Source organism: Paenibacillus tengchongensis, assembly GCF_008973665.1.
GTDB lineage: Bacteria > Bacillota > Bacilli > Paenibacillales > Paenibacillaceae > Paenibacillus_AQ > Paenibacillus_AQ tengchongensis.
In genome coordinates, this window is the sequence record NZ_WACP01000010.1 from 148,511 (window position 1) to 161,676 (window position 13,166).

Below are 13,166 nucleotides of genomic sequence, written 5' to 3' on the forward strand. Positions count from 1 at the left end.
AATCAGGCCGTTCCCTTCCGGCGGGCTTAACGTATCAGCCCATCCGCAGCCCGTTCGGCCGTTTCTTTAGCCTGCTTGATGCAGTCGGGCAGGCCGATGCCGTCATAACCGGCCCCGAATGCGTAGACCCCGGGCAGCTTCTGCGCCAGCTCAGCGCGCAGCCGCGCGATATTCGCGGGATGACCGACAGGATACTGCGGCATAGAGGACTTCAACCGGGTAATCTCGGTGAACAGCGGCACCGCCGTGATGCCCATAATCTCCCGCAGGTCCTTACGGACCAGCTCCGTGAGAGCTTCATCGGGAAGGTGGACGCTCTGCTCATCGCCCGAGCGTCCCACATAGCAGCGCAGCAGAACCTTATCGTCCGGGCTGGTGTGCAGCCATTTCGTCGAAGTCCAGGTACAAGCCGTAATGTTGCGCGATTCCTTGCGAGGCACCAGAAAGCCCGATCCGTCATACTCCGTTACAATGTCCTTCTTGTTGAAAGCAAGAACCACATTGGCGACGGAGACATAATTGACGGCTTCGAGCGGGGTGACATCCACATGCGGCTTAAGCAGCTGCGCCGCAGCGAAGTTCTGTACTGTAACATAAATATCGTCGGCCGAGAGCGTTTCGCCGGTCGAAAGCGTGATTTCATAGCGGTCCGAAGTTGAAGAATCCGCTGCTCCACGGGCATGGATAGCGGCTACGGATGTCCCCGTACGCTGTTCGACATCGTGCAGCTCTTCGATTAAGGCCTTGACCAGGCTCTGCAATCCATGGCGGAAGGTCAGAAAGGCACTCTTCTTCGTTCCGGTATGCGTCTCCACCGGCTTCTTGCCTGTGGTCATCCCGCGGATTAGGCTGCCGTAACGGCGTTCCACCTCGCCGAACTGCGGGAAGGTTGCCTGGAGGCTGATCTTGCGCATGTCTCCGGCATATATTCCCGCAAGCAGGGGCTCAGTCATGCTCTCCAGCACCTCCGTGCCCAGGCGTCGTTCGATCAGCGAGCCCAGCGATTCATCCTCGGTGCTGCGGCGCGCCGGAATGACGAAATCCAGCAGCGCGCGCAGCTTTCCGCTGAAGCTGACCAGATTGCTCTTCAGAAACGGCTTGATCTCCGTCGGAATACCCAGCACCAGTCCCGCCGGCATGGAATGCAGCACACCGCGCTGCAATATGTACGTCTTCTTCGCATTCGGATTCGTCGTTACCAGCTCTCCGCCGATTCCCAGCTCTTTGGCCAGGTCGCTCATGACGGTCTTGCGGGCCAGAAAGGAATCTGGCCCCCGTTCAATCACAAACCCGTCACGGTGCAAGGTATCAATCTTGCCGCCGAGCTTCTCTTCCTTCTCCAGCAGCACGATATCGGGCTCTACTCCGGCCTTGCGGTAAGCCTGGCGCACATAGTAAGCGGCGCTGAGGCCGCTGAGGCCTCCGCCGATAATAACGACTTTACGGGGTGAGCGGCTCATGCCCGGCTCACCTTCAGTTCCCCCGCCTTTTTGCGCACGACGTCACTCAGTACATCCATATAGCCCGGATCGCTGTTCAGCGATTCAATCCGCATCAGGCGCATATCCAGATCCGCAGCCAGCGCCTGGGCTTCAATATCCAGATCATACAGCACTTCCAGGTGGTCGGAGACAAAGCCGATCGGCGCCGACAGCACATATTTCACCTGGGCTTCGCTGAGCTCCTTCATTGTGTCGAGAATGTCGGGCCCCAGCCACGGCTCAGAGGTACGGCCCGCACTCTGCCAGGTGAACTGCCAGTTCTTCACGCCTGTCTTGTCCGCAATCGCCTGCGAGGTCTCCAGAAGCTGGTCCCGGTAGGGATCGCCCATAGCCAGAATGCGTTCCGGCAGACTGTGCGCACTGAAGAGCACCTTTACATCCCCGCGGACCGCTCCGGTCTCTTCAAAGGCGTCCAGCTTGACCGCCACTCTGCGGCTGAGCACCTCGATCAGCTGCGGATGCAGATGATAGCTTTCCACTGCTTCCAGCTCAATTCCGCATTCTTCCGCCTTCTTCTTGGCACGCTTAATGTAGATGCCGACGCTCATGACGGAATAATGCGGTGCGAGCACAACCCCTACAGCATGCTTGATGCCGTCCTTCGCCATCGCCTCGACGCCGTCCTCAATAAACGGCCGGGCATGCTTAAGCCCCTGATAGCAGACATACTGCGGTTCTTCCGGGGACCGGCCGCGGTTCAGTGTTTCCTGTAGCGCCTCTACCTGCCGGTCGGTGTTCTCCCGCAGCGGGAATACCCCGCCCACAATTGCCTCGTACCGGTCCTTCAATTCCTTAAGCTGTTCAGGCGAAGGCGGATTGCCGTGCCGGATATCCGTATAATATTCTTCCACTCCGTCCATGCTCTCCGGTGTACCGTAAGACATGACAAGAACTCCGATTTTTGCTGTCATTAAACCCATCTCCTTTTACGATTAATGTCAAGAATTAAGCTTTCCGGATGTAAGCTAAATATAACGAAAAAAAGCTTTATGCCGGTGAAGCGCCGGATTATTGATGCAAAGCTTCACGTGAGTAGGCGTGTACATATTCGGTCAGTTCCTTTAGCGTGTCCAGCGAGGCCTCCGGAAATAAACCATGACCCAAATTAAAGATATAGCCCGGTTCGGCAATGCCCTCGTCGATCAGATCTTTAGCCCGCTGCTTCAACATATCCATAGGAGCAGTCAAAAGATAAGGGTCCAGGTTGCCTTGCACAGCAAATCCCCCGCCCGTTCTGCGGCGTCCTTCGCTCAGGCTGACCCGCCAATCCAGTCCGATAACATCAGTCTTAAGCCCCCTGAGCGTCGGCAGCAGCTCTCCCGAACTGACACCGGGGAAGTAAATCTTCGGCACATCCAGATCAGCCAACTCGGCAAAAATACGCGAAACGGTCGGCAGCACATACCGCTCAAAATCACGCGGCGCCAGCGCTCCCACCCAGCTGTCAAACAACTGGAACGCCTTGCCACCGCTCTTCACATGGGCCCGCAAATACGCGATCACCATATCGCCCAGCTTGTCCATGAGACGATCCCACACTTCCGGCTCGCTGTACATCAGTTCCTTCGTCCGGTGATAGCTCTTGGAGGGCTTGCCTTCAATCAGATAGCTCGCAATGGTAAACGGCGCCCCGGCAAAGGTGATCAGCGGTACATCCAGCTCCTTGTCCAGAATGGCGATCGTCTCCAGAATATGCCCGAGGTCTCCCTCCACATCCACCGGACGCAGGCGGTCCACATCGGCGGCGGAGCGGATCGGCCGTTCAATAACGGGCCCGATATTCTTCACAATGTCAAAATCGACACCCAGGGAGGCGACGGGATTCATGATATCGGAATACAGAATCGCCGCGTCCACACCCAGCTTGCGCACGGGCATCAGCGTCACTTCAGCGGCCAGCTCAGGCTGGCGGCAAATTTCAAGCAGCGAGTATTTCTCCTTGATTTTACGGTATTCAGGATCGTAGCGGCCGGCCTGGCGCATATACCACACAGGCACATAATCCACCTTCTGGCGCTTGCATGCGCGAATAAAAGTATCGTTGTAGGTCATGATAAAATCTCCGTTTAAGTTTGGATTTAATAGAATTAGGGGAATGTATATTCTTAATTATGCCCGCTTTTTTGGCTGGAAACAACCGAATTGCGCCCAATGAAATGACAATCCAATGACATTACTATGACATCTGTTGCACCTTAGAAGTTAAATTTTGTGGTATACTAATGAGAATGTCAAAATTTCGTGAATTTTGTTGAACAACAGCATTAGAATCCCTTGAAAGGAAGTGAAAGCACATTGAAGAAATTGAATCTGGAAACCTGGAAAATCAATCTCATTGTGCTTTGGTTCGGCCAGTTTCTCGTCAATGCCGGTATGACTATGATTACCCCGTTTCTCTCGCTTTATCTCGCCAAAGATTTGGGTGTCACCGGCGAGCATGAGATCGGAATGTGGGCCGGCCTTATTTTTGCCGCGAATTTCCTGACTTCTTTTATTTTTCAGCCGCTGTGGGGCAAGCTGGCGGACAAATACGGGCGCAAAATCATGCTACTGCGCTCCAGCTTCGGCATGGCCGTGGTCATTGTGCTGATGGGCTTTGCGCAGACGCCGTGGCAGCTCCTGCTGCTGCGTCTGTTGAACGGGACCATCTCCGGCTTCAATCCCGCTTCCATCGCCCTGGTCTCGGGCACTACGCCAAAGCCGCGAATGGGCTTCGCCATGGGCCTGATGCAATCCGGATCGGTGGCGGGGACCATTCTCGGGCCTTTGATCGGCGGAGCTTTAGCCGACTGGGTCGGCTTCCGGCCGATCTTTTATGTCGTGGGTACACTGCTTTTCGTGGCTTCGCTGCTGGCGCTGTTTCTGGTCAAGGAGAAATTCGACCGCACTGAAGCCGCACAGGTGCCGCAGGTATCCGTGCTCGAAGGCTTCAAAGAACTGGCCAAGGTGCCGCAGCTTCCGGCCCTGTTCGGTGTCACTTTTCTGCTGCAGTTCGCCATGATCAGCCCGATGTCGCTGCTGCCGCTGTATGTAGAGAAGCTGCACGGGTCAGCCGTCGATATCGCCTTTTGGGCGGGGGTGGTCAGTGCGGTAACGGGCATCTCCAACATGCTGGCCTCCCCGCTGCTCGGCAAGCTCAGCGACAAAGTGGGCGCACACCGGATTCTGACTTACGCGCTGGTGGGCGCTGCGCTCTTCCTGATTCCGCAGGCCTTCGTCACCAGCGTCTGGCAGCTGATTATTGTACGCTTTCTAATGGGTGTCTTCATGGGCGGCCTGCTGCCAAGCGTCAATGCCCTGATCCGTTCTTATACGCCTGACGGCAAGGAGAGCCGGGCTTTCGGCTTCAACAGCAGCACGATGGCGCTCGGCAACATGCTGGGAGCGGTGATCGGGGGATTCCTGTCGGGTTACATCGGCATCGAAGGATTATTCATTATTTCCGGAGGATTTCTGCTCATCAATACGGTCTGGGTGCGCTTGAAATTGTACAAGCATCCCCAGACCCGTTCGTTCCGCTAAAGCTGCGTCTGTAGGGCGGCTACTTCACCCTGGCCAGCGCCAGGCCGTCAAAGGCGGGCAGCAGCGTGCTTTCCAGCCGGGGATCACCGGCGATCATTTCGTTGAACCGGCGCATCGCCTGTACGGCAGGCCCGTTCTTCTCCGGGTTCAGCGTCCGTCCGCGCAGGAAGATGTTGTCTCCGGCAATCAGGGCGCCTGTTCGGCCCATTCTGATCGCATATTCCAGATAATTCGGATAATTCTCTTTGTCGGCGTCGATAAAAAAGAAATCAAACCGTCGTCCTTCCGCCTCCAGCCGTTCCAGGCTCTGCAGCGCCGGGCCGATCCGGTATTCCACGGCTTCTCCGAAGCCGGCCTGTGTCAAATGGCGTTCTGCCAGGGATGCGTATTCGGGCTTCAGCTCCAGGGAGGTCAGGCCTCCCCCCGCCGCCATGCCGCGGCAGAGACAAATGCCGCTGTAGCCCCCCAACGCGCCGATCTCCAGGATATCGGCAGCGCCGGATACTCTGGCGAGCAGCGTCAGCAGCCGGCCGTAGCCCGGTGCGATGGATACTTCGGGCATATGATGCTCGGCAATGGAACGTTTGACCTGCAGCAGCAATTCGTCCTCCGGATAGAGCTGCTCGCTGTATTCTTCCTGATTGGGCATAGATTTTTCTCCTTCGATTTACATTAATACGGGCTTATGGCCGGGAAAGCATTGTGCAGCCCCGCTCATTCCCCTATACTTGAACAGACAAGCCATTCCTTATTGTAGCGGCAACCAGCCGCCATTCACAAGTGTAAACGGAGTTGAGAGCATTTGGGCAAATTACAACTGATCGCCACCGCCCCCATGGGGCTGGAAGCAGTAGTGGCGCGTGAATTAAATGAACTGGGATATGAAACAACTACCGAGAACGGACGGGTACTGTTCAGCGGCGATTACATCGATATCTGCCGCTGCAACCTGTGGCTGCGCACCTCCGACCGCGTGCTGATCAAGATGGCGCAGTTTCCGGCCACGACCTTTGAAGAGCTCTTTGAAGGGGTCAAGGCCGTCAACTGGGAGGATTTCATTCCGGAGGACGGAGAGTTTCCGGTGGAAGGCCGCTCGCATAAATCGCAGCTCAGCAGCGTTCCGGCCTGTCAGGGGATTGTCAAGAAGGCCATTGTCGAGAAGCTGAAGCAGTCCTACCGCACCGAATGGTTCCCGGAGAACGGCCCGCGTTATGTTGTTGAGGTCATTCTGCTTAACGACATCGCCCTGATCACACTGGATACGACCGGCCCAGCGCTGCACAAGCGCGGCTACCGCCGCCATGCAACCGAAGCGCCGCTGAAGGAGACGATGGCCGCCGCGCTGATCCAGCTCAGCCGCTGGAACGGCAGCCGCCCGCTATACGATCCGTGCTGCGGCTCCGGTACGATTCTGATCGAGGCGGCAATGATCGCCTGGAACATCGCGCCGGGCCTGCGGCGCACCTTCCCGTCCGAGCGCTGGCCGGAAATTCCGCAGCGGCTGTGGCAGGAGGCCCGCGAGGAGGCCATTGACTCCGTACGCGATGACTATCCGCTGCAGCTCACCGGCAGCGATATCGATCCGGCTGCGATTGAGATCGCCGAGGCGTCGGCGAAGAGCGCCGGTCTCTCCGGCGAGATTACCTTCAAGACACTGGCCGCTGCCAAAGCGCGGCCGCAAGGAGAGTACGGCTGCATTATCACGAATCCGCCGTACGGCGAACGCCTTGGCAGCGACAAGGAAGTCGAGCGGCTGACGCGCCAGTTCGGCGAAATGATGCTGTATCTGCCGACCTGGTCCTTCTTCGCGATCAGCCCGGTCAAGGAATTTGAGCAGCTCTACGGGCGCAAGGCGGACAAGCGCCGCAAGCTGTTCAACGGCCGGATCGAGTGCCAGTATTATCAGTACCTGGGCCCGCTTCCGCCGCGGCAGCCTAAATAAAAATAAATCGTAAAGGAGCTGCCCCGCAGGCCGTGAATGGCTTGCATGGGCAGCTCCTTTGTCGTAAATCTGGCACACCATCTTATCTTCCGATGATATAACGGCTGTACGGTCCGTTGCTGTACGGTCCGTTGCTGTATGTCTCTTCACGCTCAAGTTTACAATAAACAGTAAACACGCATCGAGAGCTCGCTGCTGGAAGCCGCATTTTAGAAGAAGCCAAACTCCCCATTTCCGGAGCGACCCGGCTTCCGCATGAAATGTCGGATCGGCGGCCGTGTAAATTTGGTTCTCATTGGAATATACGACCTCTCCATCCTTAACGAGTACCGCTCCAAAAGGCTCATTCCCATGCTCGACCGCAAGGGCAGCCTGCTTATGGCTTCCTTCATGAAGACCAAGTCTTGAATCATTCTTTCCATCCTCAGTATTCAGATTTTTCTTTCGTAAACAAAAACCCCTCCGGGTACACTCTTGGCCTGAGCCTGAGCTTATGTACGCTGGAGGGGATGGTTCACGGCTTCCGGAGAAGTTACTCCTTCAAAGCCGGCTTCTTGACAAAAGCTTCCGCTTTGGCCAGCACTTCATCCTCGGTAGGAGCGCTGACGTAACGGCCGTTGATATAGATAAAAGCGCGTTTGCCGCAAGGCCCGCAGTACGATTTGCAGCCGACCTTGATCTCGGCGTCGGGCGCCATCTTACGCAGCTTGGGCACCACGCTCTTTATACTCATGAAATTGCATTCATCACAAATGCGGATATCGTTAGCCATGGCACAACCCTTCTTCGCTTACAGTCTTAATGATCGCCGTGGTTTCCCTGAGACGGGTTGGTAATGACGAACCCTTCTTCCGGAAAATACAGATAATCAATCTTTACACCGTCGAGCAGCGGCTGGTTCGGATCAAGAATGACATCGATCTCCTTATCCGTAGGCACGACCACATCGTTCTCCTTCGGCGTGTCCAAATCCATGCCGTAATGGGCATGATCGCCGTGGGCATGGGTGATGAATACACGCAGCTTCAGCTCGGCATTGCCTTCCTGCTCCATCGTTTTCTTTATCACTTTAGCCGCGTTGCGGGTAATTTTGACGTTCATCTCATCCATCTCCCAAACCAAAAGTGTAAAACCTCAATCATATATTTTAAGGAATCCATCCGTTAAAAGCAACCATAAGTGCAAATATTGGCGAAAAACCTGCTATTCCGGCCCGGTTATTGCCGGACCCTACCACTGCCCAGCGCCGGATATTTCCGCTCCATGCGCTCTGCGAACCAGCCGGCCAGCAGCATGGTTACTCCGATATCGTCAATCGGCAGAAATGGCAGCACATCGGGAAGCACCCAATAGAGCGCCACCGGCACGACAAACAGCAGCTTGTCTGCTGCAGACACCTCGCGTGAAGCCAGGTACCGCCAGCTCATGCGGAACAGCCTGGTCCAATGATGCAGGGACAGCCATTTTCTCTTCTTCACCCGGAACCCTCCTGTCCTTGATGACACGCATCAGAAAAGGGCGCGACCGCGAAGCGCCGGATAAGGTGGATGGCGGCCGTGCCCTTTGGAGGTATATTACGCAAATTTACAGCAAATGTTTCAATTTTAATTGAAATTTGATAGAATCGCCGCCAAAATGAGTCCCGTCTCCAGGGCCATATCCTCATAATCGGCTAACGGCAGGGGATTCCTGCCGCTGCCCAGCTCCACGGTGAAGCCGGGCTTGCGGAACCGCTGGATGAACCAGTCCTTATAGCCGGCGTCGCTGCCCGTCAGCTCCACGGCCCTGTAGCCGCTGGCCGCCGCGAGCTTAGCGGCAAGCGCCTTGCTCTCAGGCGGCTCATATCCCCGGTAGTTCCAGTAGATCTCGCTCCCTTGGCTGTGCAGCGAGACGGCGGCGTCCCCGGGGTACCGCTCGGCAAGCCGGGCCAGTGCAGAGGCCTCCGGCTCGCTGAGCGGTGCCGTTCCGCCATAATCGCGGGGTGCAGGACCCGGAACTCCGCGCCGCGCCTGCTCCTCCTCCCAGTGGGCGGGAAACTGGTCGCCGAGGTCCACACCCCGGATGTTCGCTTTCCAGTGCCGGAAGCTGCGCCTGCCGGAATTCCAGCACATCAGCTCCGCATAACGGGCGTCTGCAGGCAGAATGCCTTCCTGGACCAGCTCCACGCCGTCCGGATTGGCCATCGGCACAGCCCAGAGCGTCCAGCCGCGGAACCAGTCTGCAGGGTCATGGTTATGCCAGCTCCGGCCAGCCGCATAGGCGGACGCGTACTGCTCGATGAACGCCAGCAGGCACGGCGAGGTCAGCCACTCATTGGCATGCAGCGCGGCGTTCACATGCAGGTGGCGCGGTCCCTCGCCGATCCTCACCAGATGCAGCGGCTTGCCCAGCACGCTGGTACCGGCCGGCTCATGCCCGATGAACGGAAAGCATGCCTTCAGCTTCCCGATATCCTCCTGCAGCTCCTGCGGTCCGTATTCGCCCCGCAGGTACACTATATGCCGGGGGGCAGCCTGCGGGATAACCAGCTCTTTGCCGGGCCGGCAGTGCCGGGCAGAGCTGATGCCCGGATTCACCTGCTCCAGTTCGTCCATACCGATGCCGAACAGTGCGGCGACGGATGCCGCATCGTCGCCCTCCTGAACACGGTAGCGCCTGCGCGGGGCGTTCGGCAGGTATAGTATCTGACCTGGATATAAATAGGGCTGGCTCCCCGCCCACGGGTTACCCTGTATCACATGCTCCGGTGCAAGTCCGTGCCTGGCGGCAATCCGGCTGACGGTATCTCCTTTACGGGCTATATACTGCTGCATCTTCCTCATCCTCCCGGCCCTCTAGTCGCCGTAATCCCTGTTCGCTAAGCTTTCATGCGCGACAACGGGTCACAGCCTTCTTCCCATTCTATGCTCACCTTATCCCCCTGCATGAACGAAATGCGCAAGGAATGTAACCGTATACAAAAATGAATGGCCAGCCTGTTCCCCCTAGCGCTGGAGTGCTGTCCGAAACGGTTGGGGCCGCCCCTTCAAAGCCTGCTGACGACTTTGAAGGGGCGGCCCCATGCTTCATCCCCGCTTCAGGGGATTGTCCATATTTCTTTCACCCGGACTAATTATAATGTAGATATTTGCCAAACCACCGGAACACGCTGGAGCTGCTCGCCGAGCCAGTCTCTGGCGATCCGCTGGAACATTTCGGCGTCCCCGCTGCAAAAAAACTGATGAATCGGACTGTCGTCCCCGCTGGCCAGCTGGCCTTTGTCGTAGAGGATCGTGCTGATCTCCCTGGCGGTCTCGTCTGCGGAGCTGATCAGCTTCACGCCGGGTCCCATCACTTTGCCGATCGGGTCGATCAGGAACGGGTAATGCGTACAGCCGAGGATCAGGGTATCGATCGGCTCAAATTTGATTCCATTCAGCGATTCCGCCACCGCCGTCTCACTCTCTGCCGTGCGGAACAATCCCTGCTCCACATACGGCACCAGTGCCGGGCAAGCCTGGCTGACTACCTGAACAAAGGGCGACAATTGCTTGAGAGCCGCAGTATAGGCCCCGCTGTTGATGGTTCCAATGGTTCCGATGACGCCGATCCGTCCCGTCTTGGTCGCCGTGATGGCTGCGCGCGCACCCGGATGAATGACGCCGATGACAGGCATCGGCACTTTGGCCGCAATGTAATCCAGCGCGGCCGCCGTTGCAGTGTTGCAGGCGATGACGATCATTTTCGGATTAAACTGAATTAAATAGTCCACGATTTGTTCGGTGAATAACTTCACTTCTTCGGTTGAACGCGGGCCGTACGGAGCTCTCGCCGTATCGCCGAAGTAGATGATTTTCTCCCGCGGGAGCTGCCTCATTACTTCCTTGACGACGGTAAGTCCTCCTACTCCCGAGTCCAATATTGCTATCGCTTGCTGCACGAACACACCGCTTCCTTTTACTTGTTTTGTGTAGCTTATGTAAGGCTAAATGAATTGGTACCTGGGCGATGCCCCAATTGCTGATGATACCCCATTTGGCTCCGCAGTTCAAGGGAAGGGTAACGGCGGCTAAGCATAGGCATCCAGAACACTCGCTGAACGGGGCTCAGTATCGGACGGAGCCAGGCGCTTTGTATAGACAGCGGGAAAAGTAAAAAGCCGCTCCTCACCATACGGTGATAAGCGGCCTATCAGCTTCCGTTCTGCGGCTTATTTCTGCGCTGCCGCATCCGTATCTAAGATGGTGTCCGTGCGGTCAGCAGCCTCAGCTGTCAAACCTTCTTCCTCTGTGAAAATGCCGCTGACGGAGGCGGTCTCCTCCTGACTTTCTTCTTCCTGCACCTGTTTGCGCCATTCCTTGATCTCGGTTACGACCGAGCCCACCGCATCCTTGGCTTTGCCGTACAGCTCCGCGCTCTTATCCCCTGCCTGGGTGGCGATTCCCTGCACCTTGTCGATCGCTCCGGCAGTGCCGTCGGCAATATCCTTGCGCAGCTCTTTACCGGGCTTGGGAGCCAGCAGCAGCGCCGTCACCGATCCGGCCACTCCACCGGCCAGCAGTCCCCAAAGCAAGCTTTTGGTGTCTTTTTTCATCGCTCATCTCTCCTTTAGTTCGGTTGCCGGGTGCCTGGAGCATCCGGGCGTTCGCCTAGTTCTGCTATATCATAAGCAATGAGAGCATGTCTGGTGACACCTGAATAAGCTGAACTCAAAATCTTTATATGTGCGCCGCCACTATTCCGCAGCCTTGCTGCCCTTGAGTGCTGTCCCCGGAACAATCGCGTAACGGCAGCATTGCCCGCCTTCGGCCATACATTCACTCCGGGTAACCTTGGCGCCCAGCAGCTCCTCGAACAGCCCCTGCTCACATTCACAGGCTTTACGGTACTGGGCAGCTACCTGACGGATCGGGCAGTTGTATTCGCGCAGCGTATAGGAGCCGTCTTCCTCCTGGTTCCACTCCGCCATATAGCCGCCGGAATTCTGAATCGCCGACAATTCAGCCACACGCTCCTCCAGACTGCGGTTCTCCATCATCGGGGAATACTGCGCAAGCATCCGGCGCCGCCGGCCTTCGAACAGCACATGGACAGCCTCCAGCCCGCTTCCGTGGTCCAGCTCCCGCAGCAGCTCCAGCGCCAGATTATGGTAGCTCTTAGGAAAATGCTCCTCGGCCCTCTCCGTCAGCGAATAGACATGCAGGGGCCGGCCCATGGCCTGGCGGACCACTTTGGTTTTGGCCAGCGATTCCTGCTCCAGCTGCAGCACATGGCGGCGCACCCCCATTTCGGTAATCCCCAGCTCCTCGGCGAGCGCTCCGATCGTCAGCGGCCCTTTTGTTTTCAGTAGGGTCATAATATGGCGACGGGTCGCTCCGCTTTCCTGCCCCTTTTTCATTTCTCATGCCTCCTTTCCTCTTGTCTCTATCCCGTAAATTACTGCGGAAGTCCGGCGCCGAGCTCCCGGTCCAGGTAGCTGCGTACACTTGCCGCAAACTGCTCCAGCACATCCGGCAGCGTCTTGGCCAGCGGGTGCAGCGCCAGGCGTTCCCACGTAAAATAATCCTGTACCAGCGGCTTGCGCAGACCGACCAGCTCGATCAGCAGCGCATACATGCCGGCGTCTTCAAACACTTTTTCCCCGAAAATAATGGCTATAATATCCTCATAGCTGCCTGCGTCACGCATAATGAAGCCATCGATGAGACAGCTTCCGACATCGGTTACCACCTCGATCGCCAAATGCAGGCAGCGTTCCTGCACCAGCCCCTGCAGCAAGCTTCCGTCCCATTCCGCCGCCGTCCGCCGCAAGCCGGAGTTGATATCCTCAATCTGGTTCAGTACTGTTTCGATTTGCTTCCGGTTGACATAATACAAGGCTGACCCTCCGCTCCTAGATCTCGTAATCTACCGCTACCGAAAGCTCCTTCACTTCATTGATGTGAACGATAACCTCTTTGTGGGCGGGATGAACCTGGTAGGCCTGCAAATCCTCAAGCGAAGCCACCACGGTCACCAGCGCAATGTCAAAAGACCGTTCGGAATGCACAATATCCGTGCCGACCTCGATGGAAATCAGCTGCGGAATTCTGCCCTCCATATTGCGGAGTACGGCGGCTGTGGTCTCCACACTTTCCGGTGAACGGTCTTTCAGTTTAAAAAACACAATGTGCTTGATCATCTTCAATAAACACCCCTTGATTCATTCTATGGCCGGGAAG

General features: G+C 56.8%; 15 protein-coding genes. 2 read left to right on the plus strand and 13 right to left on the minus strand.

The genetic code is table 11. The annotated features are described in order from the left end of the window. Positions 1-26 precede the first annotated feature (26 nt). The 3 genes from hemG to hemE all read right to left on the minus strand — a co-directional run bounded on the left by hemG (position 27) and on the right by hemE (position 3,554). Positions 27-1,460, minus strand: coding sequence for a protoporphyrinogen oxidase (gene hemG / locus F1381_RS17550; protein WP_151736133.1), 1,434 nt, complete (start codon positions 1,458-1,460; stop codon positions 27-29). Beyond that, a complete protein-coding gene (hemH, locus tag F1381_RS17555) occupies positions 1,457-2,413 on the minus strand; it encodes a ferrochelatase (RefSeq protein ID WP_151736134.1) in 957 nt (318 codons plus the stop codon). The genes hemG and hemH overlap by 4 nt, the downstream gene beginning before the upstream one ends. A 97-nt stretch (positions 2,414-2,510) precedes the next feature. Then, positions 2,511-3,554, minus strand: a complete 1,044-nt coding sequence (gene hemE / locus F1381_RS17560; RefSeq protein ID WP_151736135.1) for a uroporphyrinogen decarboxylase — start codon at positions 3,552-3,554, stop codon at positions 2,511-2,513. Between the two features lie 258 nt (positions 3,555-3,812). Here hemE and F1381_RS17565 point away from each other — a divergent pair, with 258 nt between their 5' ends. After that, positions 3,813-5,024, plus strand: a complete 1,212-nt coding sequence (locus tag F1381_RS17565) for an MFS transporter (protein WP_151736238.1) — start codon at positions 3,813-3,815, stop codon at positions 5,022-5,024. 19 nt (positions 5,025-5,043) lie between these two features. Here F1381_RS17565 and F1381_RS17570 read toward each other — a convergent pair whose 3' ends face one another. Continuing rightward, positions 5,044-5,673 (minus strand): O-methyltransferase, encoded by a 630-nt coding sequence (locus F1381_RS17570; RefSeq protein WP_151736136.1) that lies wholly within the window; start codon positions 5,671-5,673, stop codon positions 5,044-5,046. A 153-nt stretch (positions 5,674-5,826) separates the two neighbouring features. On the opposite strand from F1381_RS17570, the gene F1381_RS17575 reads away from it, so the two are divergent. Continuing rightward, entirely contained in the window at positions 5,827-6,966 is a 1,140-nt protein-coding gene (locus F1381_RS17575) for a THUMP domain-containing class I SAM-dependent RNA methyltransferase (RefSeq protein WP_151736137.1), read from the plus strand. 532 nt (positions 6,967-7,498) lie between these two features. On the opposite strand, the gene F1381_RS17585 is transcribed toward F1381_RS17575, so the two are convergent. From F1381_RS17585 to F1381_RS17625, 9 genes are all read right to left on the minus strand, one after another. Further along, positions 7,499-7,738: a YuzB family protein gene (locus tag F1381_RS17585; RefSeq protein WP_151736138.1), complete on the minus strand. Its 240-nt coding sequence runs from the start codon at positions 7,736-7,738 to the stop codon at positions 7,499-7,501. Positions 7,739-7,764: 26 nt separating this feature from the next. Then, on the minus strand, positions 7,765-8,067 hold the full coding sequence (locus tag F1381_RS17590) for a HesB/IscA family protein (RefSeq protein ID WP_151736139.1): 303 nt from the start codon (positions 8,065-8,067) through the stop codon (positions 7,765-7,767). Positions 8,068-8,183: 116 nt separating this feature from the next. After that, a complete protein-coding gene (locus F1381_RS17595; RefSeq protein ID WP_151736140.1) occupies positions 8,184-8,444 on the minus strand; it encodes a hypothetical protein in 261 nt (86 codons plus the stop codon). 126 nt (positions 8,445-8,570) lie between these two features. Next, a complete protein-coding gene (locus F1381_RS17600; protein WP_151736141.1) occupies positions 8,571-9,779 on the minus strand; it encodes a M14 family zinc carboxypeptidase in 1,209 nt (402 codons plus the stop codon). A gap of 299 nt (positions 9,780-10,078) precedes the next feature. Continuing rightward, positions 10,079-10,885, minus strand: coding sequence for a glutamate racemase (racE, locus tag F1381_RS17605; protein WP_151736142.1), 807 nt, complete (start codon positions 10,883-10,885; stop codon positions 10,079-10,081). A gap of 270 nt (positions 10,886-11,155) precedes the next feature. Continuing rightward, entirely contained in the window at positions 11,156-11,539 is a 384-nt protein-coding gene (locus F1381_RS17610) for a YtxH domain-containing protein (RefSeq protein ID WP_151736143.1), read from the minus strand. A gap of 141 nt (positions 11,540-11,680) precedes the next feature. Further along, positions 11,681-12,343, minus strand: a complete 663-nt coding sequence (locus F1381_RS17615; protein ID WP_151736144.1) for a helix-turn-helix transcriptional regulator — start codon at positions 12,341-12,343, stop codon at positions 11,681-11,683. A 38-nt stretch (positions 12,344-12,381) separates the two neighbouring features. Further along, positions 12,382-12,822, minus strand: a complete 441-nt coding sequence (locus tag F1381_RS17620) for a DUF86 domain-containing protein (RefSeq protein WP_151736145.1) — start codon at positions 12,820-12,822, stop codon at positions 12,382-12,384. A gap of 16 nt (positions 12,823-12,838) precedes the next feature. Continuing rightward, positions 12,839-13,126: a Dabb family protein gene (locus F1381_RS17625; protein ID WP_151736146.1), complete on the minus strand. Its 288-nt coding sequence runs from the start codon at positions 13,124-13,126 to the stop codon at positions 12,839-12,841. Positions 13,127-13,166 lie beyond the last annotated feature (40 nt).

Excerpts from the sequence above, each read along its gene's own strand:
- hemG (WP_151736133.1), bottom strand. The coding sequence starts at position 1,460 with ATGAGCCGCTCACCCCGTAAAGTCGTTATTATCGGCGGAGGCCTCAGC.
- hemH (WP_151736134.1), bottom strand. The coding sequence starts at position 2,413 with ATGACAGCAAAAATCGGAGTTCTTGTCATGTCTTACGGTACACCGGAG.
- hemE (WP_151736135.1), bottom strand. The coding sequence starts at position 3,554 with ATGACCTACAACGATACTTTTATTCGCGCATGCAAGCGCCAGAAGGTG.
- F1381_RS17570 (WP_151736136.1), bottom strand. The coding sequence starts at position 5,673 with ATGCCCAATCAGGAAGAATACAGCGAGCAGCTCTATCCGGAGGACGAA.
- F1381_RS17585 (WP_151736138.1), bottom strand. The coding sequence starts at position 7,738 with ATGGCTAACGATATCCGCATTTGTGATGAATGCAATTTCATGAGTATA.
- F1381_RS17590 (WP_151736139.1), bottom strand. The coding sequence starts at position 8,067 with ATGAACGTCAAAATTACCCGCAACGCGGCTAAAGTGATAAAGAAAACG.
- F1381_RS17600 (WP_151736141.1), bottom strand. The coding sequence starts at position 9,779 with ATGCAGCAGTATATAGCCCGTAAAGGAGATACCGTCAGCCGGATTGCC.
- F1381_RS17610 (WP_151736143.1), bottom strand. The coding sequence starts at position 11,539 with ATGAAAAAAGACACCAAAAGCTTGCTTTGGGGACTGCTGGCCGGTGGA.
- F1381_RS17615 (WP_151736144.1), bottom strand. The coding sequence starts at position 12,343 with ATGAAAAAGGGGCAGGAAAGCGGAGCGACCCGTCGCCATATTATGACC.
- F1381_RS17625 (WP_151736146.1), bottom strand. The coding sequence starts at position 13,126 with ATGATCAAGCACATTGTGTTTTTTAAACTGAAAGACCGTTCACCGGAA.